25 protein-coding genes and 2 tRNA genes are annotated in these 23,793 nt (G+C 59.0%); 9 read left to right on the forward strand and 18 right to left on the reverse strand.

Annotated elements, in window-relative coordinates; all coding sequences use genetic code 11:
- Window positions 1-95: 95 nt before the first annotated feature.
- The 3 genes from LCH97_RS08060 to LCH97_RS08070 all read right to left on the reverse strand — a co-directional run bounded on the left by LCH97_RS08060 (window position 96) and on the right by LCH97_RS08070 (window position 3,093).
- Window positions 96-1,898, reverse strand: a complete 1,803-nt coding sequence (locus LCH97_RS08060) for a methyl-accepting chemotaxis protein (RefSeq protein WP_227304898.1) — start codon at window positions 1,896-1,898, stop codon at window positions 96-98.
- Between the two features lie 111 nt (window positions 1,899-2,009).
- Window positions 2,010-2,624: a TPMT family class I SAM-dependent methyltransferase gene (locus LCH97_RS08065; protein WP_227304901.1), complete on the reverse strand. Its 615-nt coding sequence runs from the start codon at window positions 2,622-2,624 to the stop codon at window positions 2,010-2,012.
- 61 nt (window positions 2,625-2,685) lie between these two features.
- Window positions 2,686-3,093 carry a DUF1289 domain-containing protein gene (locus tag LCH97_RS08070; protein ID WP_227304904.1) on the reverse strand — a complete coding sequence of 136 codons (408 nt, stop codon included), beginning with the start codon at window positions 3,091-3,093 and terminating at the stop codon, window positions 2,686-2,688.
- Between the two features lie 81 nt (window positions 3,094-3,174).
- On the opposite strand from LCH97_RS08070, the gene LCH97_RS08075 reads away from it, so the two are divergent.
- Window positions 3,175-3,420, forward strand: coding sequence for a hypothetical protein (locus LCH97_RS08075; protein WP_227304907.1), 246 nt, complete (start codon window positions 3,175-3,177; stop codon window positions 3,418-3,420).
- A gap of 474 nt (window positions 3,421-3,894) precedes the next feature.
- On the opposite strand, the gene yfcF is transcribed toward LCH97_RS08075, so the two are convergent.
- Window positions 3,895-4,269, reverse strand: a complete 375-nt coding sequence (gene yfcF / locus LCH97_RS08080; RefSeq protein WP_227304910.1) for a glutathione transferase — start codon at window positions 4,267-4,269, stop codon at window positions 3,895-3,897.
- Window positions 4,167-4,526, reverse strand: coding sequence for a glutathione S-transferase N-terminal domain-containing protein (locus LCH97_RS08085; protein WP_227304914.1), 360 nt, complete (start codon window positions 4,524-4,526; stop codon window positions 4,167-4,169). The genes yfcF and LCH97_RS08085 overlap by 103 nt, the downstream gene beginning before the upstream one ends.
- Before the next feature lie 120 nt (window positions 4,527-4,646).
- Here LCH97_RS08085 and LCH97_RS08090 point away from each other — a divergent pair, with 120 nt between their 5' ends.
- On the forward strand, window positions 4,647-5,552 hold the full coding sequence (locus LCH97_RS08090; protein WP_227304917.1) for a LysR substrate-binding domain-containing protein: 906 nt from the start codon (window positions 4,647-4,649) through the stop codon (window positions 5,550-5,552).
- A gap of 53 nt (window positions 5,553-5,605) precedes the next feature.
- Here LCH97_RS08090 and LCH97_RS08095 read toward each other — a convergent pair.
- From LCH97_RS08095 to LCH97_RS08140, 10 genes are all read right to left on the reverse strand, one after another.
- Window positions 5,606-5,682: transfer RNA gene (locus tag LCH97_RS08095), tRNA-Pro, on the reverse strand.
- Window positions 5,683-5,712: 30 nt separating this feature from the next.
- On the reverse strand, window positions 5,713-6,066 hold the full coding sequence (locus tag LCH97_RS08100; protein ID WP_017507009.1) for a MerR family transcriptional regulator: 354 nt from the start codon (window positions 6,064-6,066) through the stop codon (window positions 5,713-5,715).
- Window positions 6,047-6,349 carry an integration host factor subunit alpha gene (locus LCH97_RS08105; protein WP_017507008.1) on the reverse strand — a complete coding sequence of 101 codons (303 nt, stop codon included), beginning with the start codon at window positions 6,347-6,349 and terminating at the stop codon, window positions 6,047-6,049. Before LCH97_RS08105 ends, LCH97_RS08100 begins: the two co-directional genes overlap by 20 nt.
- 65 nt (window positions 6,350-6,414) lie before the next feature.
- Window positions 6,415-8,775: a phenylalanine--tRNA ligase subunit beta gene (pheT, locus tag LCH97_RS08110; protein ID WP_227304920.1), complete on the reverse strand. Its 2,361-nt coding sequence runs from the start codon at window positions 8,773-8,775 to the stop codon at window positions 6,415-6,417.
- 18 nt (window positions 8,776-8,793) lie between these two features.
- A complete protein-coding gene (pheS, locus tag LCH97_RS08115; protein WP_227304923.1) occupies window positions 8,794-9,780 on the reverse strand; it encodes a phenylalanine--tRNA ligase subunit alpha in 987 nt (328 codons plus the stop codon).
- Between the two features lie 120 nt (window positions 9,781-9,900).
- On the reverse strand, window positions 9,901-10,257 hold the full coding sequence (gene rplT, locus LCH97_RS08120; RefSeq protein ID WP_017507005.1) for a 50S ribosomal protein L20: 357 nt from the start codon (window positions 10,255-10,257) through the stop codon (window positions 9,901-9,903).
- Window positions 10,258-10,270: 13 nt separating this feature from the next.
- Entirely contained in the window at window positions 10,271-10,468 is a 198-nt protein-coding gene (gene rpmI, locus LCH97_RS08125; protein WP_017507004.1) for a 50S ribosomal protein L35, read from the reverse strand.
- A gap of 152 nt (window positions 10,469-10,620) precedes the next feature.
- Window positions 10,621-11,145 (reverse strand): translation initiation factor IF-3, encoded by a 525-nt coding sequence (gene infC / locus LCH97_RS08130; protein ID WP_081600533.1) that lies wholly within the window; start codon window positions 11,143-11,145, stop codon window positions 10,621-10,623.
- A gap of 31 nt (window positions 11,146-11,176) precedes the next feature.
- The gene (thrS, locus tag LCH97_RS08135; protein ID WP_017507002.1) at window positions 11,177-13,078 is read right to left on the reverse strand and encodes a threonine--tRNA ligase; all 1,902 of its coding nucleotides are present in this window, start codon (window positions 13,076-13,078) and stop codon (window positions 11,177-11,179) included.
- A 189-nt stretch (window positions 13,079-13,267) separates the two neighbouring features.
- Window positions 13,268-13,344: transfer RNA gene (locus LCH97_RS08140), tRNA-Val, on the reverse strand.
- A gap of 124 nt (window positions 13,345-13,468) precedes the next feature.
- On the opposite strand from LCH97_RS08140, the gene tgt reads away from it, so the two are divergent.
- The 6 genes from tgt to mutL all read left to right on the forward strand — a co-directional run bounded on the left by tgt (window position 13,469) and on the right by mutL (window position 20,739).
- Window positions 13,469-14,584 carry a tRNA guanosine(34) transglycosylase Tgt gene (gene tgt, locus LCH97_RS08145; RefSeq protein WP_227304926.1) on the forward strand — a complete coding sequence of 372 codons (1,116 nt, stop codon included), beginning with the start codon at window positions 13,469-13,471 and terminating at the stop codon, window positions 14,582-14,584.
- A gap of 146 nt (window positions 14,585-14,730) precedes the next feature.
- Window positions 14,731-15,048, forward strand: a complete 318-nt coding sequence (gene yajC, locus LCH97_RS08150) for a preprotein translocase subunit YajC (RefSeq protein WP_147684299.1) — start codon at window positions 14,731-14,733, stop codon at window positions 15,046-15,048.
- Between the two features lie 42 nt (window positions 15,049-15,090).
- Window positions 15,091-16,938 carry a protein translocase subunit SecD gene (gene secD, locus LCH97_RS08155; protein WP_227304928.1) on the forward strand — a complete coding sequence of 616 codons (1,848 nt, stop codon included), beginning with the start codon at window positions 15,091-15,093 and terminating at the stop codon, window positions 16,936-16,938.
- A gap of 11 nt (window positions 16,939-16,949) precedes the next feature.
- Window positions 16,950-17,885, forward strand: coding sequence for a protein translocase subunit SecF (secF, locus tag LCH97_RS08160; protein WP_227304931.1), 936 nt, complete (start codon window positions 16,950-16,952; stop codon window positions 17,883-17,885).
- Between the two features lie 121 nt (window positions 17,886-18,006).
- A complete protein-coding gene (locus LCH97_RS08165) occupies window positions 18,007-18,645 on the forward strand; it encodes a DedA family protein (protein WP_227305290.1) in 639 nt (212 codons plus the stop codon).
- A gap of 180 nt (window positions 18,646-18,825) precedes the next feature.
- Window positions 18,826-20,739 carry a DNA mismatch repair endonuclease MutL gene (gene mutL / locus LCH97_RS08170; RefSeq protein WP_227304934.1) on the forward strand — a complete coding sequence of 638 codons (1,914 nt, stop codon included), beginning with the start codon at window positions 18,826-18,828 and terminating at the stop codon, window positions 20,737-20,739.
- A 60-nt stretch (window positions 20,740-20,799) separates the two neighbouring features.
- Here mutL and LCH97_RS08175 read toward each other — a convergent pair whose 3' ends face one another.
- From LCH97_RS08175 to rpmB, 3 genes are all read right to left on the reverse strand, one after another.
- Complete coding sequence (locus LCH97_RS08175) at window positions 20,800-21,042, reverse strand: hypothetical protein (protein WP_227304937.1); 243 nt, start codon at window positions 21,040-21,042, stop codon at window positions 20,800-20,802.
- A 202-nt stretch (window positions 21,043-21,244) separates the two neighbouring features.
- Entirely contained in the window at window positions 21,245-21,400 is a 156-nt protein-coding gene (gene rpmG / locus LCH97_RS08180; protein ID WP_017506994.1) for a 50S ribosomal protein L33, read from the reverse strand.
- 29 nt (window positions 21,401-21,429) lie between these two features.
- Window positions 21,430-21,663, reverse strand: a complete 234-nt coding sequence (gene rpmB / locus LCH97_RS08185) for a 50S ribosomal protein L28 (protein WP_026107616.1) — start codon at window positions 21,661-21,663, stop codon at window positions 21,430-21,432.
- Between the two features lie 476 nt (window positions 21,664-22,139).
- On the opposite strand from rpmB, the gene LCH97_RS08190 reads away from it, so the two are divergent.
- A complete protein-coding gene (locus tag LCH97_RS08190; protein ID WP_017506992.1) occupies window positions 22,140-23,780 on the forward strand; it encodes a CTP synthase in 1,641 nt (546 codons plus the stop codon).
- The last annotated feature ends 13 nt before the right edge of the window (window positions 23,781-23,793 follow it).

A 23,793-nucleotide genomic window follows, 5' to 3' on the forward strand; every position in this document is an offset into this window, starting at 1 on the left:
TAGCCTGCTATCAGGCAGAGGAGGCTTTTAATGGATACGCCAGCATGACAAAGCCCCCCGCGCCTTGCGGCACGAGGGGTTTATCGCGTCACCGCTCAGTTCTTGGTGACAAACAGGGAGCTAGGGTCAAAGCCGACACGAATCGCGCCCCAGTGACGCTCGTTTATCATCACCGGCAAGGCAATTTCAGACAGGATCTCGCCGGTGTCACGCATATAGGTTTGCAGCAGGAATGGCTGCTTACTGCGCGCCGATTTCAAACCGGTAGGATCGTTGAAAATGCGTTTATCGCGGCTACCCACCAGGTCTTGCTGGGGGTCGCCCGTTTGCGGCTTGGAATAAAAACTGTTGTGCGTGGGCGCGTAGCCATTGTTATCCACCAGCAGGCAGAAACGCCCGCCAGTAACATTCTGCACGACGCGGTCGTACACCTTCTGCAATGGCAACTCCAGTTTGGTGTCGTACTGGGTGTGATACTTGGGCGGGTTGGTACCCGCGATAGGCTGGTAGCGCTGGTCGAAAATATCACAACCGTCTTGCTGCGCCTGCTGCAGCAGCTGCACCAGCTCGACGCAAGCATGGCGTGCCTGGCTGATGGTTTCATCCAGAATGCCTTCGCCCAGCACAAAGCGCGCCACCAGCTCCTGCACCTCTTCTGCAGCACGGGACAGGGCCACAGAGTCTTGCTCGGACTGCTTCAGGCTAGAGGAAACCGAGTGGCTCAGCGTGCTGATTTCGCTGACGTTGGCTGCAATCTGCTGGTTGGAGCTGGCAAACTCGCCCATGGTGGTGGCAATCTGCCCCATGCGGCTGGCGGTACTTTCGAAATCGCCCATCATACGGCCGAAGTGGTGCGAAGAACGATCCACCACCTCGCGAGCCTGCGCGGTATCTCGCGTAATGACAGAGGTTTCGTCCTTGGTGTTTTGCACCAGGCTCAGCATGCCGTCGATATTGCCGCTGATCTCGTCCGTTGCCACTTTTACCCGCTCGGCGAGCTTGCGCACTTCGTCGGCCACCACGGCAAAACCACGACCAGCCTCACCCGCCCGGGCGGCCTCGATCGCGGCATTCAAGGCCAGCAGGTTGGTTTGTTCGGACACATCCTTGATCAGGTCGGCAATGGTCTTGATGCTGGCGGAGCGGCTATTGAGCTCGTCCACCGTGCCATTGAAGGTATTTACGCGCTGGCTGACACCACCGATCTTTTGCGCCGCATCCTGCAGCTCGGCATAGGACGCCTTGGCCACATCCAGATTATGCAGCGTGGTAGCGGAAATCTGCTGGGTATCGCCCGAGACCTGGATAACCCCTTGCGTGGAACGGGCGCTGGCATCGCTCACCTGCCCTGCCAAGGCAGCCTGCTGCGTAGCATGGCTCACCGAGGCACTGATGTGCTTGCGAGTGCGTGCCGAATCCATGGCAATGCGCATCGTCATGGTGCGTACATTGCTGATGATTTCACGCATCTTTTGCAGAAAATCGTTGTAAGACAACGACAAATCGCGAATTTCGTCGTAAGTGATGGTCGGAATCTCGCGCGACAGATCGCCCTCGCCCGCACCGATTTCGCGGAAAATCGTAATGATCATCTTCAGCGGACGTACGATCAGATAGCGCAAGTACCACACCATGAAAGCAATAAATACCAGCGACACCGTCCAGATAGCCAGCGACCAGTAAATGGTACGATCCAGCAGCGCATGCACCTGCTGCAAGTTCTCGGGCCCCAGCGGCTGCGCACTCACCAGACTACGAATTTCTTCAAGCGAATTATAGACATAGGCAATGAGCACCAGCTGGAACAGGCTGATGAAGAAGAAGCTGCAAAGCTTTTTGGTGAGAGAATTCCAGAAGGTTTTCTCGATCAGGAAATACGTCTTCCAGAACCATTCCATCACATGCTCTCCTCTTGCGTTTTTATTTAGGCTCTTCGCGTGCGACACCACTAATCTATACATGTTATCTATAAATTAGCGCAATGACTATTCAGTAGCTGTTGATAGTAATCAAGCCAACGGCAGCTTTCGCCACTCTAGCCAGTGTTCATCAGGGTGGAATACCGACAGCGAGCCAGAAATCCTCTCCTGCTTTTGCAGCATAAAGTATGGGCCCAGAGACTGCTGCAAATTGAACAAAGAGGTACCAAAAGGTGGCCCTTTGGCTTGATCGCGCAAAAAGAAGTAACCTGCCAGCACGCCGCCAGCCGGTATCAGCGACGCCATACGCTGCGCATAACGTGCGGCCAACGCAGGTGGCAGAGCACATAGAAAGGCTCGTTCGTACACCCAGTCCCACGTACCGGACACGGTATCGGCAAAAAAGTCGGCTTCGATGATGCGGGATGCCAGTGCCGGGCAAGCAGCCTGCGCGCGCGCTACTGCGGCCGGGCTGAAATCCAGCGCTAGCGCATCACAGCCTTGTGCAACCAGCTGCTGCAACTCGTAGGCGCTGCCACAGCCGGGGATGAGCACGCGTCGAACCGGGCCATCAGCCAGCAAAGTGCTGGCGTGCTCGACAAACCCCGCCGGCAAGCCCGCACTATCCCACGGGGTGACATTACTCTGGTAGCGGGTTTCCCAGAAATCGGCCTTGCTGCTGTCCTGTGCCATATCGCATTCCATGATTGATCCGAACGAACATAGCACTCGGCAAAGTGATACCTCAATCTAAATCTGTCATCTACTAGCAAGGCTTCACCAGCCAGGCCTGCAGCTGCTGCGGCCAACTATCGAGTGATACCTCCAGCATCAATTCACGATCGCCATGGGTCAAAGGCAGCAAGCGTCTGTCGCCGTCCAGATACGGCTGCCCCAGCAAGAGTTCGCCACCATCACGCAGGGTAAATCTGGCCGATTCGCTGCCATCATGCGGCAATATCTCCAGATGGCCATGCAAGGGGCGCACCACAGCCAGCCATACCTTGCGTATGGACAGGCAAGCCCAGCAATGGGCTTTTTCTGCCTGGCTGAGCTCCCCCCAGAAACTGATCTCGCAAAAGGTTCGCGCACAGCCACGGCATACATCGTCGCCGATGGCCGTGGAACAAATGCCGATGCACGGCGTATCAGGCTGCTGGCTTAATGATGACATGTAACAATAAATTCATGTTTCTTGACGTATAACGCCATATGATTGATAAATAAATGTAACTAATAATTCACACGCACACACATGCAACGCGACGAATCCCTGATCTACAGCATCCTCAGAATGCTGCGCAGCCGCGCCCCCGGCAGCCTGGAAGAAAACCGCATCGTCAGCACGCTAGGGCAGGCATCCCCAGGACGCATCGCCCACATCCGCGAGCAGCTGCAATACCTGCATAGTACCGGCATGCTCAAGCGCATTCTGGTCGCTAAAAACCGCACCGCCTACCAGCTGGATTGGCCAGGCTACGACTATCTGGATGGCGCCTGAATCCCGATGCAAACATGCTGCCGTCGGCAACATAGCAGAAAGCAGCCAGACCAGCCAAACTACCAGCACTGCCGGCCCATAGGCAGCCAATAGTCATGCCGTGGGCAAGAGCGCGGCATACACCGGCTGCGTCTTGGGGTGGATCACCAGACCTGGTGCACTACCTGCACGCCCTACTTCAAAGTCAACGCTCCTGCAGTACGAGCGCTAGCCGCCTCCCCACCTGCACCAAGCCACATGTAATAGCCCGGCCGGCACAAAAAGGCTGCGCCGGCCAAGCGCAAAGCCGGCAACCAGCCCGTTAAATCTGGCACAGCCAGCCCGATGCGGCCAACATGGCAAAGCAGACCGCCTCTTTGCCCCAACCCAAGGCAGCCCCACGGCCACTCTTGCATGGCTGCCCCGCCCAGCCCAAAGCTGGGGCCTGGGCTTAGCGCCCCCAATAGTAAAGCGCCACCAGCGCACCCGATTGCATCAGTTCGCCGCCTGCTGCTGCAGCGCTAGCCAGGCTTGTACCGACGGGCGCTGCCATTGTTGGCGCGCATAGTCGGCCAGCGCTGGCGGTACAGGGTCGCCGTTATTGACCAAGCGCAGCAGCATCAGCGCCAGGTCAGTATCGGCAATACACCATTCACCGAACAGGTTGGCCGCACCGGGCGCCAGACAAGCTTCTGCCACTCGAACCAGTTTCGCTGCCGCCTGCTGCCCGGCGCTATCCAGCGGCACTGCAGATGGGCGCAGGAATACTACTTCAGTTGTGCGCTGTTGGCGCAGAGGCAGCAAGTCGCTACGCAACCAGGCCTGCAACTGGCGAGCACGCGCACGCCGCTGTTCGTCTTGCGGATACACCGCGGCATACGCTGGCGCCGGGTAGCGCGTCTCCAGGTACTCGGCAATGGCGCGGACAAGCGAAAATCGCCCTCTACCAGCAAAGGCACCCGCGCAGTGAGCGATGCGGCAGCGTAATCGGGCTGCAGGTTGGCACCACCATCCAGATCTACGCCGTGACACTGAAACGGCAGCCCCTTTTCGTGCAGCACCACGAACACAGACATGGCGTAAGGGCTAAGAAAACGGCTATCAACATACAGTTCTAAATCATTCATATACGCTCCGGGCCGCAGTGCGGTAAGCAAGGCTAATCAAAACAACACCAGACCAGTCTAAATGACAGCATTCATGCTGAAAATCGATCATTTTTGGCCACTTACGTTAGCATTACTTACATGAAAACCCTTCCGCCGCTCGCTGCCCTACGCACTTTCGAAGCCGTGGCACGCCTGGGCAGTGTCAGCCGCGCCGCTAACGAGCTGTGTATTACCCACTCAGCCGTGAGCCAGCAGCTGAAACTGCTGGAAAACCAGCTGGCTGCGCCGCTATTCAGCAAGGTTGGCCGCAAGCTGCAGCTAAGCGAAGCCGGGCGTACGTATGCGCTGAAAGTAAGAGTCACGCTGGCCGAGCTGGCGGATGCCACTCGCCAGTTACAGCAGCAGACAGCCCAACAGGAACTGGTGCTCGCCGTCTTGCCCTCGTTCGCTCAGCAGTGGCTGCTACCGCGCTTGCCCGGTTTCCGGCAGCGCTACCCGCAATACAGCCTCACGCTGCACGCCAGTCTGGATATCCAGCCGCTGGCCTATGGCCAGATTGATATGGGTATCCGCATGGGCCGCGGCGGCTGGCAAGGCCTGCAACAGGAACAACTGCTGCAGGAACATCTAGTCGTGGTGGCCGCACCGCACTTCCGCCACGGCCAACTACCCGCTAGCGCCGAAGAAATCGTTACCAGCCCCATCGTACATACCGTGGAGTCTTGGCACAGCTGGTGCCAGCAAGCACACGTCACCGAGCCACCACCCGGCACACTCTGGATCAACGACAGCAACCTGCTACTGGCCGCCGTGCTGCAAGGAGAAGGGCTGGCGCTGATGCGACACAGCCTGATCGCACGCCATCTGGCGGATGGCAGGCTATGCCAGCTCAGCCCGATAACCGTGCCCCACCCGTCGGCACTCTGGCTGGTCTGGCCACAACACCCGCAACTCAGCCAGAAACAGGCCGACTTCCGCCACTGGCTACACAGCGAAATGGCTACTTACCGGCAAGGGCTGCCTGCAGGCTTGCAGGACAGCTAGAAACCAAAAAAGCCACCCGCTATGCGGATGGCTTTTTTGCTGAATTGGTTCTTTGGTCGGGGCGAGAAGATTCGAACTTCCGACCCCCTGCACCCCATGCAGGTGCGCTACCAGGCTGCGCTACGCCCCGACTAAAGAGGTAAAAATTATAGAGTCATTCTCACTCTTTGCCAAGCGAAATATCCAGCCAGTCTACAATCGACTGTAGCTCGGTACGTACTTGCTGGGCTGTCAGCGGTGCCTGCTCGGCACTGCCACCCTGCAAGCGCTGGCGCGCGCCCTGCAGGGTAAAGCCATCGTCGTACAGCAGATCGCGAATCTTGCGCACCAGCAGCACTTCACCGTGCTGGTAATAGCGGCGGTTGCCACGGCGCTTCACATTGCGCAGCTCGGAAAACTCCTGCTCCCAGTAACGCAACACGTGCTGTTTGACGCCGGTCAGCTCGCTGACCTCACCGATCGTGAAATAGCGCTTGGCCGGAATCGCCGGCAGCTCAGCCTTGTTTGTCGGCATGATGTTGTTCAACCATTCCCTTGAGTTTCTGACTTGCATGGAAAGTTACCACGCGTCGGGCGGTGATGGGAATCTCTTCCCCGGTTTTCGGGTTACGGCCGGGGCGCTGCGGCTTGTCGCGCAGCTGGAAATTACCGAAACCGGACAACTTTACGCTGGTACCGGTTTCCAGGGTGGCGCGGATCTCTTCAAAAAAAGACTCCACCATGTCCTTGGCTTCGCGCTTGTTCAGGCCCACCTTGTCAAACAGCAGATCGGCCAACTCGGCTTTGGTCAAAGTCATGACAATTCCTCACTACAACATCAGATAAAACGCCACCCGCCCTGCGGGTGGCCTACAGAGATAAATCAGGCGCGCAATACGGCACCGGCAGCCTGGGCGGCAGCCAGCATCGCAGCCACGGCCTGCTCGACTTCGTCATCCACCAAGGTGCGGTCGGCAGCTTGCAGCACAATGCGGAACGCCAGGCTCTTCTTGCCGTCGTCCACGCCCTTGCCACGGTACACGTCGAACAGCGCCAGCTCACGCACAAAGGCACTGGCGGCAGCTTTCATCGCCAGCTGGATGGCGGCAGCGCTTACGTCTTCCGCCACCACCAGCGCCAGGTCGCGGCGTACCGGCTGGAACTTGCTGACCGGCGCCAGCTGCACGCGGCCAACCTGCTCGACGGCTTCTACTGCCAGCTCGAACAATACCGGTGCATTGGTCAGGCCATAAGCTTGTACCCACTGCGGGTGCAGCTCGCCCAGCACGCCGACCACGGCGCCACCAAGCAGCACCTCGGCGCAGCGGCCCGGATGGAATGCAGGATGCGCGGCCTTGCGGTATTCCGCCACGCGCGGGTACAGCAGGGCTTCCACATCGGCCTTGATGTCATAGAAATCGACGCGCTCGGCCTTGCTGGCCCACTGCTCATCCACACGGCCGCCGTGCGCCAGACCTGCCACCACTTCGGGTTGCTGTACGCTGCCGTCAGCCTGTTTGTGGAACACACGGGCAATTTCGAATACGCGCACACGGCTGTGTTTGCGGTTCAGGTTGGCCGCAAGCGTGTCCACCAGGCCACCAATCAGGCTGGAGCGCATCACGCTCATCTGGCTGGCGATCGGGTTGATCAGGCGTACCGGATTAGTATTACCGGCAAAGTCGCGCTCCCATTTTTCTTCCACAAAGGCGTAGCTGACGATTTCCTGGAAATCGCGGCCAGCCAGCAGGCGGCGCACTTCGCTGCGCACGCGCAGGCCTTCCGGCTGCGGCAGCATGGTTTGCGCGGCCACCGGCGCATCGGCAGGAATATTGTCGTAGCCGTATACGCGGGCGATTTCTTCGATCAGGTCTTCTTCGATCTCGACATCGAAACGGAAGCTCGGCGCGCTCACCACAAAGCCGGCTTCGTTTTGTTCGAAAGCCAGGCCCAGGCGGGTAAAGATGGCAGCGATCTGCTCGGCAGCCAGCGCCACACCCAGTACACGGGCAACGCGGGCGGTGCGTACTGTTACGCTGCTACGTTGCGGCAGCGTGCCCACGGTTTCGGTCAGCGGGCCGGCTTCGCCACCGCAGATTTCCAGCACCAGCGCAGTCGCGCGCTCGATGGCTTCGGTCTGCAGGGCAAAATCCACACCGCGCTCGTAGCGGTAGCTGGAGTCGGAGCCGAAGCCCAGTGCGCGCGCTTTGCCGGCGATGGCTTCAGGCTGGAAGAAGGCGCTTTCCAGGAAGATGTCGCGGCTGGCGGTGGTCACGCCACTGTCGAGGCCGCCCATGATGCCGGCGATGGCCAGCGGCTGCTGGTCGTCGGCAATCACCATCAGGTCAGGTGTCAGCGCCACTTCTTTTTCGTTCAGGCACACCAGCTTCTCGCCTTCGGCAGCCATGCGCACGGTGATGCCACCGTTGATCTTGCCCAGATCGAAGGCGTGCATCGGCTGACCCTGCTCCAGCAGGATGTAGTTGGTGATATCGACGATGGCGGAAATGGAACGCAGGCCGGAACGCTCCAGACGGCGCTTCATCCAGTCTGGCGTCGGCGCGGCAGCGTTAACGTTTTTCACCACGCGGCCAACGTAGCGGCCGCACGGCGCGTTATCGGCAATAGCGACGGCCAGTTTGCTGTCGATTTGCGGCGCTACGGCGGCGATGTTCCAGGCGGCCAGCGGGCTACCGGTCAGCGCGGCCACTTCGCGGGCGATACCGCGGATAGACAGGCAATCGGCGCGGTTCGGCGTGATCTTCAGCGTGAACAGGCTGTCGTCCAGGCCCAGGTAGTCGCGAATATTCTGGCCTACCGGCGCGTCGGCCGGCAGCAGCATCAGGCCGTCGACGTCTTCCGGTACACCCAGCTCTTTGCCGGAGCACAGCATGCCGCCGGATTCGACGCCACGCATCTTGGTTGGCTTGATCTTGAAATCGCCGGGCAGGATGGCGCCTGGCAGTGCGCATGGCACCTTCACGCCCACGGCCACGTTTGGCGCACCGCACACGATCTGCACCAGCTCGCCAGTGCCCACGTCAACCTTGGTCACACGCAGGCGGTCGGCGTTTTCGTGCTTTTCACATTCTTTGACTTCGCCCACTACCACGCCGGTAAAGGCCGGGGCAGCGGCAACAACGTCTTCTACTTCCAGGCCTGCCATGGTCAGCAGGTAGGACAGCTCATCTGTGCTCAGCGACGGGTTAACGCGGCTGCGCAGCCATTGTTCGGAAAATTGCATGTGGTCTCTCCGTCGCGATCAGTTGAATTGTTTCAGGAACGTCAGATCGTTCTCGAAGAACAAACGCAGGTCGTTCACGCCATAACGCAGCATGGCAAAACGGTCCAGGCCGATACCGAAGGCAAAACCGGTGTATTTTTCCGGGTCGATGCCGACATTGCGCAGCACATTCGGGTGCACCATGCCGCTACCGCCCACTTCCAGCCAGCGGCCTTGTTCGTCCAGCACGTCAATCTCGGCCGAAGTCTCGGTGAACGGGAAGAAAGACGGACGGAAACGCACCTGCATGTCGTCACGCTCGAAGAAGCGGCGCAGGAACTCGGTAATGGTGGCTTTCAGGTCGGCAAAGCTCACGTTCTGGTCGATCCACAGGCCTTCCATCTGGTGGAACATCGGCGAGTGGGTGGCATCGGAGTCCACACGGTACACACGGCCGGGCGCCACGATCTTGATTGGCGGCTGGTGGTCCAGCATGTAGCGTACCTGGATCGGGCTGGTATGCGTACGCAGCACGTCGCCACCTTCCACGTAGAAGGTGTCCTGCATGGCGCGGGCGGGGTGGTTTTCCGGGATGTTCAGCGCCTGGAAGTTGTGGAAATCGGTTTCGATTTCCGGGCCGTCGGCCACTTCAAAACCCATGGTGGCAAACAGGCTGGTAATGCGTTCCAGCGTGAGGGTCACCGGGTGCAGGCCAGCCGGGGTGGTACCACGGCCAGGCAGGGTGACATCCAGCGATTCTGCGGCCAACTGCGCCGCCAGCTTGGCAGCGTTAAAACCATCACGCACTTCGTTATGGCGGGTCTCGAAAGCCTGCTTGGCGGCGTTGATGGTAGCGCCGGCGGTCTTGCGCTCGTCGGGCGACAGTTTGCCCAGCTGTTTCAGAAGCTCGGTCAGCGCGCCACTTTTACCTAGAAAGCGGGCCTTGACCTGTTCCAGTTCAACGAGATCGGTAACAGCATCGAGTGCTGCCAGACCTTCCTTGAGAATCACGTCAACATTGCTCATGGGTCGCACCAGTATGCGTAAGAAAACTGACCGGAGCGCAGCCGCTCGAATCAGCATTCTTCATGGGGAGTAAACCGAAAAAAAAGGGAGGCATCAGCCTCCCTTTTTAGTGTCCTGCGATTAAGCGAGGGCGGCTTTCGCTTTTTCAACGATCAGCGCAAATGCCGGCTTATCGAACACGGCCAGATCGGCCAGGACCTTACGGTCGATTTCGATCAGCGCTTTTTTCAGGCCGTTCATGAATTTGCTGTATGGCAGGCCGTTTTCACGAGCAGCTGCGTTGATACGGGCAATCCACAGTTGACGGAACTGACGCTTTTTCTGACGACGGTCGCGGTATGCATATTGACCGGCTTTCATCACCGCCTGTTTGGCGATGCGATAGACGTTCTTGCGACGGCCGCGATAGCCTTTCGCCAGGGCGAGGATTTTCTTGTGACGAGCACGTGCGGTTACACCGCGTTTTACGCGTGGCATTCTTCAGGTCTCCTTAAGCGTAAGGCATCATGGCGCGTACAGAAGCCATGTTGGTAGCGTGAACCATGGTGGTACCACGCAGTTGACGTTTGCTCTTGGTGGTTTTCTTAGTCAGGATGTGACGTTTGAAAGCCATGGAGCGCTTAACGCCACCATTGCCCAGCACTTTGAGACGCTTTTTCGCGCTCGATTTGGTTTTCATCTTCGGCATGGAAATCTCCTGCTGAATTTCATTAGATTAGACACAGGGTGGCCACCGGCACTTGAAACCACTGCGTCACGCTTTTGTTGCAAGCTGTTTCCGGCTTACAAAATCAACACGGCAGGCGAACCTGCCGTGTTGAAGTCGATGATTATAACCGATTATTTCTTTTTCGGGGCAATCATCATTACCATCTGGCGACCTTCCAGTTTCGGGAACTGCTCGACAGTCCCTACTTCTGCCAGATCCGCCTCGACACGCTTGAGCAGTGCCAGGCCGATATCCTGGTGAGCCATTTCACGACCGCGGAAACGCAGCGTGATTTTGGCCTTGTCGCCTTCAGTCAGGAAGCGGATCAGGCTACGCAGCTTGACGTTGTAGTCGCCATCGTCCGTACCAGGGCGGAACTTGATTTCCTTAACCTGGATCTGTTTCTGCTTCAGCTTGGCTTCATGCTTCTTTTTGGACTGTTGGTATTTGAACTTACCGTAGTCCATCAGTTTGCACACAGGCGGCTGGGCTGTCGGGGAAATCTCGACCAGATCAACTTCGCGCTCTTCGGCCATCGCCAGTGCTTCACGCACGGTCACGATACCAAGTTGTTCGCCTTCTTCACCTACCAAGCGGATTTCACGGCCGGTAATTTCACCGTTGATCCGTGGTTCACGTTCCTGAGCTATAGCAATTACTCCTAAAGAAATTCATCGTATCCGTGCGTTAAGCCTGCGCCATGGCAGCATCAAGATGCTGGATGAACGCGTCGATTGGCATCTGGCCCAGGTCTTCGCCCCGGGCGCGCACGGCAACCAGCCCGCCTTCCATTTCTTTATCGCCGATAACGATCTGATACGGAAGCTTTTGCAAGCTGTGCTCGCGGATTTTATAGCCGATCTTTTCGTTTCTCAAGTCAAGATCAACGCGGTAGCCATGTTTACGCAATGTCGCGGCAACATTCGTGGCGTATTCGGCCTGCGAACCGGTGATATTCATCACCACCATCTGCACCGGCGCCAGCCACAACGGGAAAGCACCTGCATGATTTTCGATCAGGATGCCGATAAAGCGCTCCAGCGAACCCAGCACTGCGCGGTGCAGCATTACCGGGCGTTTGCGGCTGTTGTCGTCGGACACGTATTCGGCGTCCAGGCGCTCTGGCAGCACGTAATCGAGCTGCAGGGTACCACACTGCCATGAGCGGCCCAGCGCGTCCTTGATGTGGTATTCGATTTTCGGGCCATAGAACGCGCCTTCGCCTGGCAGCTCTTCCCACTCGATACCGCAGGCGCGCAGTGCTTCGCGCAGGCCTTCTTCGGCACGGTTCCAGGTTTCCAGGTCGCCGGCGTATTTCTCCGGGCGCAGCGACAGCTTCACCGACACCTTGTCAAAACCGAAGCGCTGGTACACCGACATGGTCAGCTCGTTAAACGCCTTGGCTTCGCTGATGATCTGGTCTTCGGTACAGAAAATGTGCGCATCGTCCTGCACAAAGCCGCGTACGCGCATGATGCCGTGCAGCGCGCCGGACGGCTCGTTACGGTGGCAGGCGCCAAATTCGGCCAGGCGCATCGGCAGGTCGCGGTAAGAACGCAGGCCGCTATTGAACACCTGCACGTGGCCCGGGCAGTTCATCGGCTTCACGGCGTAGTCGCGTTTTTCCGACTCGGTGGTGAACATGCCTTCGCGGTAGTTTTCCCAGTGGCCGGATTTTTCCCACATCACGCGATCCATCACCATCGGGGTGCGGATTTCCTGATAGCCGGCTGCGGCCAAGGTTTTACGCATGTACTGCTCGATGCTTTGCCACAGCGCCCAGCCTTTGGGGTGCCAGAACACCATGCCCGGTGCTTCGTCCTGCAGATGGAACAGGTCCAGTTGCTTGCCCAGCTTGCGGTGGTCGCGCTTCTCGGCCTCTTCCAACATGTGCAGGTACTGTTCCAGGTCTTCTTTCTTGGTCCAGGCGGTACCGTAGATACGCTGCAGCATTTCGTTATTGCTGTCGCCACGCCAGTAGGCGCCGGCCACCTTCATCAGCTTGAATACTTTCAGCTTGCCGGTAGACGGTACGTGCGGGCCACGACACAGGTCGGTGAACTCGCCTTCGCGATACAGGCTCAGCACCTGGTCGGCCGGGATGGACGCGATGATCTCGGCTTTATACGCCTCGCCGATACCCTTGAAGTAGGCCACCGCCTCGTCACGCGACAGCTCGTAGCGCTCCACCGGAATGTCTTTCTTGGCCAGCTCCTGCATCTTTTTCTCGATGGCCACCAGGTCTTCCGGGGTAAACGGGCGCTTGTAGGCAAAATCGTAGTAGAAGCCGTTTTCGATTTCCGGGCCTATGGTCACCTGGGCTTCCGGGAACAGCTCTTTTACCGCGTAGGCCAGCAAGTGGGCGGTAGAGTGGCGGATGATAGACAGGCCGTCCGCATCTTTCTCTGTAATGATGGCCAGGTCAGCGTTGGCCGCAATACGGTAGGAGGTATCAACCAGTTGGCCGTCCACGCGACCAGCCAGCGCCGCACGCGCAAGACCGGTACCGATGGACGCAGCCACTTCGTACACCGTTACCGGCTGGTCGAAGGAACGGATGGAACCGTCGGGCAGGCGAATGTCAGGCATAGCAACTCCAGCTTAATCAGAAGGTGGACAGACGAAAACCAAAAAAAAAGTGCGGCTCGAGCCGCACTTTTTCGTTTGCATGGAGTATCCCTTTACTGTGTAAAAGGCCCCCGTACTGGCTCGGAATTATCTCGAGGTACGGGTGGTGGTAGTTCGTTTGAACATGGCAATACTCCAATACATAAATTCTGGTAGGCACGATCGGATTCGAACCAACGACCCCCACCATGTCAAGGTGGTGCTCTAACCAACTGAGCTACGTGCCTGTTGTCAGGAATAAAGATATTAGCGGCTAAAGCCCGCGCTGGCAAGCAAACAGCGGGCAATCGCTGCCAGCGGGGTGTATACTGGCGGGCTAATTTTCAGATTCAGATGAATGATATCAAGCACATGCTGAAGTTTACCCTGCACAAGACCTCGGGCGGCGCACGCCGCGGTACGCTGGAACTGAACCACGGTACGGTAGAAACACCGGTATTCCAGCCCGTAGGCACCTACGGCTCGGTGAAGGCCATGAGCCCGCACGAGCTGCTGGACATCAAAGCCCAGATCATTCTGGGCAATACCTTCCACCTGTGGCTGCGCCCGGGCCTGGACATCATTGAAAAATTTGGCGGCCTGCACGAGTTCATTGGCTGGGACAAACCCATTCTGACCGACTCCGGCGGCTTCCAGGTATTCAGCCTGGGCGCGCTGAACAAGATTACCGAAGAAGGCGTCACCTTCCAGAGCCCGGTCAACGGCGACAAGCTGTTCCTGTCGCCGGAAAAGTCGATGGAAATCCAGAAAGTGCTGAACTCGGACATCGTGATGATCTTCGACGAATGCACCCCGGGCCAGGTAGACCACGCCACCGCCGCCAAATCCATGCGCATGAGCCTGCGCTGGGCCGAGCGCTCGCGCCGCGCCTTCGACGACCTGAAAAACCCGAACGCGCTGTTCGGTATCGTGCAGGGCAACCTGTACCGCGACCTGCGCCAGGAGTCGCTGGAAGGCCTGATGAATATCGGCTTTGACGGCATCGCCATTGGTGGCTTGTCGGTAGGCGAGCCCAAGCCAGAGATGTACCGCATGCTGACCGAGCTGAAAGACATGCTGCCGGCCGAGAAGCCCCACTACCTGATGGGCGTGGGCACACCGGAAGACCTGGTACACGGCGTAGCCAACGGTATCGACATGTTCGACTGCGTGATGCCGACTCGCAATGCGCGCAATGGCTGGATCTTTACCCAATGGGGCGATATCAAGATCAAGAATGCGCGTTACAAGGACGACAAGAAGCCGCTGGACGAACAGTGCGAATGCTACGCCTGCCGCCACTTCAGCCGTGCCTACCTGCACCACCTGCACCGCACCGGCGAAATCCTGGGCGCGCGCCTCAATACCATTCACAACCTGCACTACTACCAGGTGCTGATGCAGGAGATGCGCGACGCTATCGACGCCGACCGTTTCGAGGACTGGAAAGCCAGCTTCCACGAACGCCGTGCACGCGGCGTGAACTAGGCTAGCGAACTGACCGGGTTGGCCGCAGTCATACGCTGTTTGCGGCCAACCTTTAGCACGGTTGGAAAGTAGCCCGCCCGTGGCTACAATGCCCCACTTGCCAAAATCATCAACCCACTCGCAACTCGATAAATAGGGAGACCCGAATGTTTATCCCCCAGGCTTTCGCCAACACCGGCAGCGCAGCATTTGACATCATGCAGTTCCTGCCGATGATCGTGATCTTCATTCTGTTCTGGTTCCTGCTGGTTCGCCCGCAGCAAAAGAAAATGAAAGAACACCAGAAAATGCTGTCCGAGATCGTGAAGGGCGACGAAGTCGTAACCCAGGGTGGCATTATCGGCCGCGTGACCAAATGCGGTGACCAGTACCTGACCGTGGAAATCGCCAACGGCGTGGAAATCAACGTTCAGCGCGGCGCCGTCGGTGCCAAGCTGGAAAAAGGCACGATCAAGTCCCTGTAACCCCCGGGCCGCCCTGGCGGCCCTTTTCCTGTCAAGCCTTCCATGAACCGCTTCCCGATCTGGAAATACCTACTGATTGCGCTGGTGCTGATCACCGCCACGATCTACACCCTGCCCAATTTCTTTGGCGAAACGCCAGCGGTCCAGATTTCCAGCACGCGCCAGTCCACCCCGGTAGACACCGCGCTGATGGCCCGCATCGAAACCACCCTGAAGCAGCAAGGCATTGCCCCGCAAGGCATCTTTCTGGACGGCACCAGCCTGAAAGTGCGCTTCAAGGACCCGGACACCCAAATCAAGGCACGCGATGCCATCCAGCAAGCGCTGGGTGACACCTACATCATCGCCCTGAACCTGCTGCCCGCCTCGCCCGAATGGCTGACCCGCCTGCACGCCAACCCGATGTTCCTGGGCCTGGACTTACGCGGTGGCGTGCACTTCCTGCTGGAAGTGGACATGAAGGCTGCCGTGGAAAAAACCATGGAACGCTACGCCGGTGACGTACGCCGCGAGCTGAAGGCCGCCAAGATCCGCTACGGCACCATCAAGCGCCAGGGCGATACCACGCTGGAAGTACAACTGCGCGATGCCGAAACCCTGAAAGCGGCGGCCGACAAACTGGCACGCACGCTGCCGTCGGTCACGTTCAATAGCGACGAAGCCAATTTCCGCCTGACGCTGACGCTGAAGCCGGAAGAAATCACCCGTATCCAGGGTGATGCCGTGAAGCAGAACATCACCACCCTGCACAACCGCGTCAACGAACTGGGCGTGGCGGAGCCGGTGATCCAGCAAGCCGGCCCTAGCCGTATTGTGGTGCAGCTGCCGGGCGTACAGGACACCGCCAAAGCCAAGGACATCCTGGGCCGTACCGCCACACTGCAGGTACGCATGGTGGAAGACGACCAGGGCAAGGTAGCCGAAGCACTGGCCGGCAATACGCCAGCCGGCTACGAGCTGCTGGACGAAGCCACCTCGCGCGGCACCAGCAAGATCCTGCTGAAAAAAGATGTCGAGCTCACCGGCGACAACATCAACTCGGCCCAGCCTGGCTTTGACCAGAACGGTGGCGCGTCGGTAGACATCGGCCTGGATAGCACCGGCGCCGAGATTTTCCGCACGCTGACCGCCGAAAACATCGGCAAGCGCATGGCGATGGTTTTGGTGGAGAAAAACCGTAGCGAAGTGGTGACCGCCCCCGTGATCCGCAGTGAAATCGGCGGTGGTCGCGTACAGATCTCCGGCAGCATGAACCCGGCCGAAGCCAACGACGTGGCCCTGCTGCTGCGCGCCGGCTCGCTGGCGGCGCCGATGAACATCATCGAAGAACGCACCATCGGCCCGAGCCTGGGCAAAGAAAACATCGAGAAGGGCTTCCACTCCACACTGTGGGGTTTCGCAGCCATCGCGGTGTTCATGGCGGCTTACTACGGTGTGTTCGGTGTGATCTCGGTAATCTCGCTGGCGGCCAACCTGTTCATGCTGGTGGCGCTGCTGTCCATGCTGCAGGCCACGCTGACCCTGCCGGGTATCGCCGCGATCGCGCTGACACTGGGTATGGCCATCGACGCCAACGTGCTGATCAACGAACGTATCCGCGAAGAACTGCGTAACGGCGTACCGCCACAGTCGGCCATCCAGGCCGGTTACGGCCACGCCTGGGCCACCATTCTGGATTCGAACGTGACCACGCTGATTGCCGGCCTGGCGCTGCTGATCTTTGGCTCCGGCCCGGTACGCGGCTTTGCCGTGGTGCACTGCCTGGGCATCATGACCTCCATGTTCTCTGCGGTACTGGTATCGCGCGCCGTGGTTAACCTGTGGTATGGCCGCCGCCGCCGTCTGACCTCCGTGTCTATCGGCCAGGTTTGGAAGCCGGAAAACAAATAAGGATCTGAGAGATGGAGTTTTTCCGCATCAAACGGGATATCCCGTTCATGAGCTACGGTAAGCTCACCACCACTATTTCGCTGGTGACCTTCATCCTGGCGGTGGTGTTCCTGTTTACCAAGGGCCTGAACCTGTCGGTGGAGTTCACCGGCGGTACCGTGATGGAAGTGCAGTACCAGCAAGCGGCCAACCTGGGCGATATCCGCCACCGCGTGGAAGCGCTGAAGGTCGGCGAGGTGCAGGTACAGAGCCTGGGCACCAGCCGCGACGTACTGATCCGCCTGCCTAGCAAGGCGGGCGTGAGCTCGGCCAAGCTGTCCGAGCAGGTAATGGGCCTGCTGAAAGCCGGCGACGCCAGCGTACAGCTGCGCAAGGTGGAGTTTGTCGGCCCTAGCGTAGGCGAAGAGCTGGTCAGCAGCGGCCTCACCGCCATCCTGCTGGTGTGCGTGGGTATCGTGATTTACCTGGCCATCCGCTTTGAATGGCGCCTGGCGCTGTCGGCCATTATTGCCAACATGCACGACGTGGTGATCATCCTGGGCTGCTTTGCGCTGTTCCAGTGGGAGTTCAGCCTGACCGTGCTGGCCGGCGTGCTGGCGGTGCTGGGTTACTCGGTGAACGAGTCGGTGGTGGTGTTTGACCGTATCCGCGAAAACTTCCGCCGCCCGGCCATGCGTGGCAAGAGCACGGCAGCCGTGATCGACAACGCCATTACCGCCACCATGAGCCGTACCTTCATCACCCACGGCTCCACCGAAACCATGGTGCTGTCCATGCTGCTGTTCGGCGGCCCGGCACTGCACGGCTTTGCCATGGCGCTGACCATCGGCATCGTGTTCGGTATCTACTCGTCGGTACTGGTGGCCAGCCCGCTGGCACTGGCACTGGGTACCACGCGCGAGCACATGGTGAAAGTGGTCAAACCGAAAGAAGAAGCGGTGGTATAAGCGCCCCCGCTTACCGTGATACCAGGTTGGCCGCAGATGCGGCCAACCTTTTTACGGTGTCTTGCAAAGCCGGGTTGCCTCAGCCCTGCCCTGCCAGCCACTGCCAAACAAGACCATGGAACTGATTACTTTCCTGATCGACTTCATCCTGCACATCGACACCCATCTGGCCACACTCGTTGCCAATTATGGGCCGTGGATTTATTTCATCCTGTTCCTGATCGTATTCTGCGAAACCGGCCTGGTGGTCACCCCCTTCCTGCCGGGTGACTCGCTGCTGTTCGTGGCCGGCGCTCTGGCCGCCATGGGCCAGATGAACGTGCACCTGCTGGTGGCCCTGCTGATTGTGGCAGCCATTCTGGGCGATGGCGTCAATTACACCATTGGCCGCCACGCCGGCATGAAGCTGTTTGCACGCTTTCCGCGCCTGCTCAAGCAGTCCTACCTGGACAAAACGCACGCTTTTTACGAAAAACACGGCGGTAAAACCATCATCTTTGCCCGCTTTGTGCCCATCGTGCGCACCTTTGCGCCGTTCGTGGCCGGCATCGGCCGCATGGAGTACCGCCAGTTCCTGAGCTACAACGTGATCGGCGCCTTGCTGTGGGTGATCGGTTTTACCTACGCCGGCTTCTTCTTCGGCAATATGCCCTTTGTACGCAAGAATCTGGAGTACCTGATCTTTGGCATCATCATTGTCTCCATGCTGCCAGGCATTATCGAAGTGATACGCCACCGCCGCGCGGCAAGTAAAAGCTGATTTTTAGCCACAAAAGCACGGAAACACGCCTAGGGGCTGGCCAGTAGCGCACCAGCCGCGGGGCACACACGATACGGCTTTCGTGTTGTTTCACGGTTTTCGTCGAGCAAAAGAGCTTGCCGTGGCTTTCGTGGCCAGAATGTTTTTGATTTTTCCGTTGCCAACCTAGAGCTTCAGCGCATGAAACGCATCCAGAAACTGCCCGACCACCTGGTCAACCAGATTGCCGCTGGCGAAGTGGTCGAGCGCCCGGCCTCGGCCCTGAAAGAAATGCTGGAAAACAGCCTGGACGCTGGCGCCAGCAAAATTACCGTGGACCTGGCACAGGGCGGCATCAAGCTGATTCGCGTTACCGACAACGGCAACGGCATTGCTGCTGATGACCTGCCGCTGGCGCTGGATCGCCACGCCACCAGCAAGATCGCCAGCCTGGACGACCTGGAAAGCGTGTCCACCCTGGGCTTTCGCGGCGAGGGGCTGGCCAGCGTGGCTTCTGTGTCGCGCCTGACGCTCACCAGCCGCCCGCACGACGCCGAACACGCGCATCAGATTATTGCCATCGATGGCACCCTGCACCCGGTAGAACCAGCCGCGCACCCGGCCGGCACCAGCGTGGAAGTGGTAGACCTGTACTTCAACACCCCGGCACGGCGCAAATTCCTGAAGAGTGACAACACCGAATACGCCCATTGCGCCGCCACCTTCGAGCGCATCGCCCTGGCGCACCCACAGGTAGAATTTACCCTGCGCCACAACGGCAAGGTGGTATGGCGCCTGCCGCAGCAAACCGTGGCCGAGCGCGTCGGCGCCCTGCTCGGCAAAGACTTTGTCGAGGCAGCCCTGCCACTGGATACCCAGGCCGCCGGCTTGGGTCTGACCGGCTTTGTGGCCAGCCCGACCTACTCGAAAGCCAGCCGTGACGCGCAGTATTTCTTCGTCAACGGCCGTTTTGTGCGTGACAAAACCGCGCAGCACGCCCTGCGCCAGGCCTACCGCGATGTACTGCACCACGAGCGCCACCCGGCCTACGCGCTGTTTTTCACGCTAGACCCGGCCGGCGTAGACGTGAACGTGCACCCTACCAAGATCGAGGTGCGCTTTCGCGAAAGCCAGGCTATCCACCAGTTTCTGTTCCACAGCGTGCACCGCGCCCTGGCCAGCACCACCGCGGGCGCCAGCCCGGCAGTACAGCTGCACGAGCAGCCTGTGGCCGAGTCTGGCGCCACGGCCACAACGGCAGCCGCTTTCGCACCGCCACACCACACCCCGCAGCAAGCCAGCCTGCTGCCGGCACGCCCGTCGGCTAACGTTGGCCGCACACCGCTACCGCAAACCTACCACTACGAGCAGCAAAGCATCCCGCTGCATGTAGCGCGCGAGGCTATTGGCGTATACGACAAGCAGTTTGCCGGCCTGCGTGACGAAGAGCGGCAGCAGCCTGCCATCAGCCAGGCACTCGCCCCCACCACAGCCAGCCCGACCGTCACGCTACCCGCAGCCAGTGAAGGCATCCCGCCACTGGGTTTTGCCCTGGCGCAGCTGCACGGTGTGTACATTCTGAGCCAGTGCGAAGACGGTCTGATCGTGGTGGACATGCACGCCGCGCACGAGCGCATCGTATACGAACGCCTGAAAACAGCACTGGAAGCCGATGCCATCCCCATGCAGCCGCTGCTGCTGCCGGTGTCGTTTGCCGCAGACCGTTTCGAGGTAGCCACGGTAGAAGAAAGCGCAGAGGACATGAAACGCCTTGGCGTCGAGCTGGCCGTACTCTCGCCCACCCAGATTGCCGTGCGCGGCATGCCGGTATGGCTAAAGGAAGGTAATGCTGTCGAGCTGGCTCGCGCCGTTTTGAAAGACGTACGCGAGCACGGCCTGACACAAGTCATGACCGAGCGCCGCAACGAACTGCTGGCTACCATGGCCTGCCACGGCGCGGTACGCGCCAACCGGCAGCTGACCTTGCCGGAAATGAATGCCCTGCTGCGCGACATGGAAGCCACCGAGCGCTCCGGCCAATGCAACCACGGCCGCCCGACCTGGAGCCGCCTGGGCATGCGCGACCTGGACGCCCTATTCATGCGCGGCCAGTAAAGCCACCATGAAAAAAGCCTGGCATACGCCAGGCTTTTTTCATGACACAACAGCAGCCGCTCAAGGTGCCGGCGTACACACCATACCGGTGGGGCAAGCCGCAGGCTCGGGCGTGCCGCTACCGGCATTGGCCACCGCTTTCACGCCTGCCGCCGTCACATCTACCGCCGTGCCCACCACGGTAGCCCCTACCGATACTGCAGTCGAAGCCACAGACACGGCAGCACCCGCCACCGACACCACAGCACAACCCGACACCGCCCCAGCTACGGCCAACAAGGCCACCATCCCAAGCAAACGCATGCCATTCCCCCTATTCAGGCTGGCAGTATAAATGACAACAGAACAAATACCTGCACCACACTACCGAATAGGGGCAAGAAACAGCGTGCATGGCTATCGAATCTCCACACAAGCACCCGGAAAAAACAAACCCCCAGCCTAGGCCGGGGGTTTGTTATCAACAGGTGCTCTCCCGAAGGAGCGCCACCGTAAAGAAGCCAAATTATTTCAGTTTGGTTTCTTTGTACAGAACATGCTTGCGGGCAACGGGATCAAACTTTTTGATCTCCATTTTTTCCGGCATGGTGCGCTTGTTCTTGGTGGTGGTGTAGAAATGACCAGTACCTGCAGTCGATTCCAGTTTGATCTTGTCGCGCATGGCTAATCCTTAAGCTTCGGTCGAGTTAATTACAGTTCGCCGCGAGCACGCAGGTCGGCCAGAACTGCATCAATGCCTACCTTGTCAATAGTACGCAGAGCAGCGTTGGAGATACGCAGACGTACCCAACGGTTTTCGCTCTCTACCCAGAACTTGCGATACTGCAGGTTCGGCAGAAAACGACGCTTAGTTTTGTTATTGGCGTGGGACACATTGTTCCCGGTCATCGGACGCTTGCCGGTGACTTTGCAAACACGCGCCATGGTTAATCACTCCCAAAAGCCGGTAAAAGAAAGACTTATACCATATTAAGAGGCCCGGATACAAGCACCTGCCACGGCAATTACATGCTGCAGCGGTAAGCTGTTGCCAGAACCCCAACCCAAAGTGAGGCGGATGATACCGCATTGCCGCCGTTCACGCAGCAAAAAACTGCAAGCAAACCGCAGCCCGCCGCCGGCAAACGGCAAGACAAAAAGGCAAAACAAGCAAAGACTTACCCTGCCCAACCTTGCTACAGCATGACTGCAGCAACACACTCGCCCTGCCGGCCTCCCCTTTGCTGGCGCTACTGCGTGCAGCTTCTATACTGCCGCCAAGCCTGCCGGCCGCCAACCACCCTCTGCTTCGCATGGAAACCGGCACGACAGTCGAATAGATTGCGATGAAGGCGCCTTGCCCCATTCAAAAAAAGGTCGCTTTCGGTTAAAATCCCGGATTCTCATAGAGCCGTAATCCCATGACCAAGTACATCTTCGTTACCGGTGGCGTGGTGTCCTCCTTAGGCAAGGGCATCGCCGCCGCGTCCATCGCCGCCATTCTTGAGTCCCGCGGGCTCAAAGTCACCATGCTGAAGCTGGATCCGTATATCAACGTCGATCCGGGCACCATGAGCCCTTTCCAGCACGGTGAGGTTTTCGTCACCGAAGACGGCGCCGAGACCGACCTCGACCTTGGCCATTACGAGCGCTTCATCCACGCCAAGATGAAGAAAAGCAATAACTTCACCACTGGCCAGATTTACGAATCCGTCATCACCAAGGAGCGCCGTGGCGACTACCTGGGTGGTACCGTGCAGGTGATCCCGCACATTACCGACGAGATCAAGCTGAAAGTGCGCGAAGGCGCTGGCGACGTTGACGTCGCCATCGTGGAAATCGGCGGTACCGTGGGCGATATCGAGTCGCTGCCGTTCCTGGAAGCCATCCGCCAGATGCGCTCCAACCTCGGCCGCAAGAACACCCTGTTCGTGCACCTGTCCTACGTGCCGTACATTGCTACCGCTGGCGAGATCAAGACCAAGCCGACGCAGCACTCGGTAAAAGAGATGCGCGAAATCGGCATCCAGCCGGACATCCTGCTGTGCCGCATGGACCGCGAGCTGCCGGAAGACGAAAAGCGCAAGATCGCGCTGTTCTGCAACGTGGAAGAAAACGCCGTTATCGGCTGCTACGACGCAGACTCCATCTACAAAGTGCCTGCCATGCTGCACGCACAGGGTATCGACGACATCATCGCCGAGCAGCTGCAGCTGGACCTGCCTGCGGCCAACCTGTCGGTATGGAAAGGCATCATCGACGCCATCGAGAACCCGGACCACGCTGTCAACATCGCCATGGTCGGCAAGTATGTTGACCTGACCGAGTCGTACAAGTCGCTGTCCGAAGCGCTGAAGCACGCTGGCGTGCACACCCGCACCAACGTCAACATCATCTATGTCGATTCCGAAGAGATCGAGCGCGACGGCGCCGAGTCGCTGAAAGACATGGACGCCATCCTGGTACCGGGCGGCTTTGGCAAGCGCGGCGTGGAAGGCAAGATCAAGGCCGTGAAGTTTGCCCGCGAAAACAATATCCCTTACCTGGGTATCTGTCTGGGCATGCAGATCGCGCTGATCGAATACGCGCGTGACGTAGCCGGCATGCAGGGCGCCAACTCCACCGAGTTCGACCTGGAAACCGACTACCCGGTTGTTGCGCTGATCGACGAGTGGGTGAACCACGACGGCAAGATCGAAAAACGCGACGAGAACTCCAATATGGGCGGCACCATGCGCCTGGGCAGCCAGCAGTGTGACCTTACCGCAGGTTCGCTGGCCGCACGCGTGTACGGCAATACCGAGATCACCGAGCGCCACCGTCACCGCTACGAAGTGAACAACCACTACGTACAGCGCCTGTCGGAAGCCGGCCTGACCATCAGCGGCGTGTCCGCCGGTCACGAGAAACTGGTAGAGACCATCGAGCTGGCCAACCACCGCTGGTTCTTCGCCTGCCAGTTCCACCCGGAATTCACCTCTACCCCGCGTGATGGCCACCCGCTGTTCATTGCCTACGTGAAGGCAGCACTGGCTCATCAGCAGGACAAAGCCAAGGCTTGATAAGCGTTTTGCC

The sequence above is a fragment of the Vogesella sp. XCS3 genome (genome assembly GCF_020616155.1).
GTDB lineage: Bacteria > Pseudomonadota > Gammaproteobacteria > Burkholderiales > Chromobacteriaceae > Vogesella.

What these genes read in the sequence shown, in the direction of transcription:
- LCH97_RS08060 (WP_227304898.1), bottom strand. Translation starts at nt 1,898, where the DNA reads ATGGAATGGTTCTGGAAGACGTATTTCCTGATCGAGAAAACCTTCTGG.
- LCH97_RS08065 (WP_227304901.1), bottom strand. Translation starts at nt 2,624, where the DNA reads ATGGAATGCGATATGGCACAGGACAGCAGCAAGGCCGATTTCTGGGAA.
- LCH97_RS08070 (WP_227304904.1), bottom strand. Translation starts at nt 3,093, where the DNA reads ATGTCATCATTAAGCCAGCAGCCTGATACGCCGTGCATCGGCATTTGT.
- LCH97_RS08075 (WP_227304907.1), top strand. Translation starts at nt 3,175, where the DNA reads ATGCAACGCGACGAATCCCTGATCTACAGCATCCTCAGAATGCTGCGC.
- LCH97_RS08085 (WP_227304914.1), bottom strand. Translation starts at nt 4,526, where the DNA reads ATGAATGATTTAGAACTGTATGTTGATAGCCGTTTTCTTAGCCCTTAC.
- LCH97_RS08090 (WP_227304917.1), top strand. Translation starts at nt 4,647, where the DNA reads ATGAAAACCCTTCCGCCGCTCGCTGCCCTACGCACTTTCGAAGCCGTG.
- LCH97_RS08100 (WP_017507009.1), bottom strand. Translation starts at nt 6,066, where the DNA reads ATGCCGACAAACAAGGCTGAGCTGCCGGCGATTCCGGCCAAGCGCTAT.
- LCH97_RS08105 (WP_017507008.1), bottom strand. Translation starts at nt 6,349, where the DNA reads ATGACTTTGACCAAAGCCGAGTTGGCCGATCTGCTGTTTGACAAGGTG.
- pheT (WP_227304920.1), bottom strand. Translation starts at nt 8,775, where the DNA reads ATGCAATTTTCCGAACAATGGCTGCGCAGCCGCGTTAACCCGTCGCTG.
- pheS (WP_227304923.1), bottom strand. Translation starts at nt 9,780, where the DNA reads ATGAGCAATGTTGACGTGATTCTCAAGGAAGGTCTGGCAGCACTCGAT.
- rplT (WP_017507005.1), bottom strand. Translation starts at nt 10,257, where the DNA reads ATGCCACGCGTAAAACGCGGTGTAACCGCACGTGCTCGTCACAAGAAA.
- rpmI (WP_017507004.1), bottom strand. Translation starts at nt 10,468, where the DNA reads ATGCCGAAGATGAAAACCAAATCGAGCGCGAAAAAGCGTCTCAAAGTG.
- thrS (WP_017507002.1), bottom strand. Translation starts at nt 13,078, where the DNA reads ATGCCTGACATTCGCCTGCCCGACGGTTCCATCCGTTCCTTCGACCAG.
- tgt (WP_227304926.1), top strand. Translation starts at nt 13,469, where the DNA reads ATGCTGAAGTTTACCCTGCACAAGACCTCGGGCGGCGCACGCCGCGGT.
- yajC (WP_147684299.1), top strand. Translation starts at nt 14,731, where the DNA reads ATGTTTATCCCCCAGGCTTTCGCCAACACCGGCAGCGCAGCATTTGAC.
- secD (WP_227304928.1), top strand. Translation starts at nt 15,091, where the DNA reads ATGAACCGCTTCCCGATCTGGAAATACCTACTGATTGCGCTGGTGCTG.
- secF (WP_227304931.1), top strand. Translation starts at nt 16,950, where the DNA reads ATGGAGTTTTTCCGCATCAAACGGGATATCCCGTTCATGAGCTACGGT.
- mutL (WP_227304934.1), top strand. Translation starts at nt 18,826, where the DNA reads ATGAAACGCATCCAGAAACTGCCCGACCACCTGGTCAACCAGATTGCC.
- LCH97_RS08175 (WP_227304937.1), bottom strand. Translation starts at nt 21,042, where the DNA reads ATGCGTTTGCTTGGGATGGTGGCCTTGTTGGCCGTAGCTGGGGCGGTG.
- rpmG (WP_017506994.1), bottom strand. Translation starts at nt 21,400, where the DNA reads ATGCGCGACAAGATCAAACTGGAATCGACTGCAGGTACTGGTCATTTC.
- rpmB (WP_026107616.1), bottom strand. Translation starts at nt 21,663, where the DNA reads ATGGCGCGTGTTTGCAAAGTCACCGGCAAGCGTCCGATGACCGGGAAC.
- LCH97_RS08190 (WP_017506992.1), top strand. Translation starts at nt 22,140, where the DNA reads ATGACCAAGTACATCTTCGTTACCGGTGGCGTGGTGTCCTCCTTAGGC.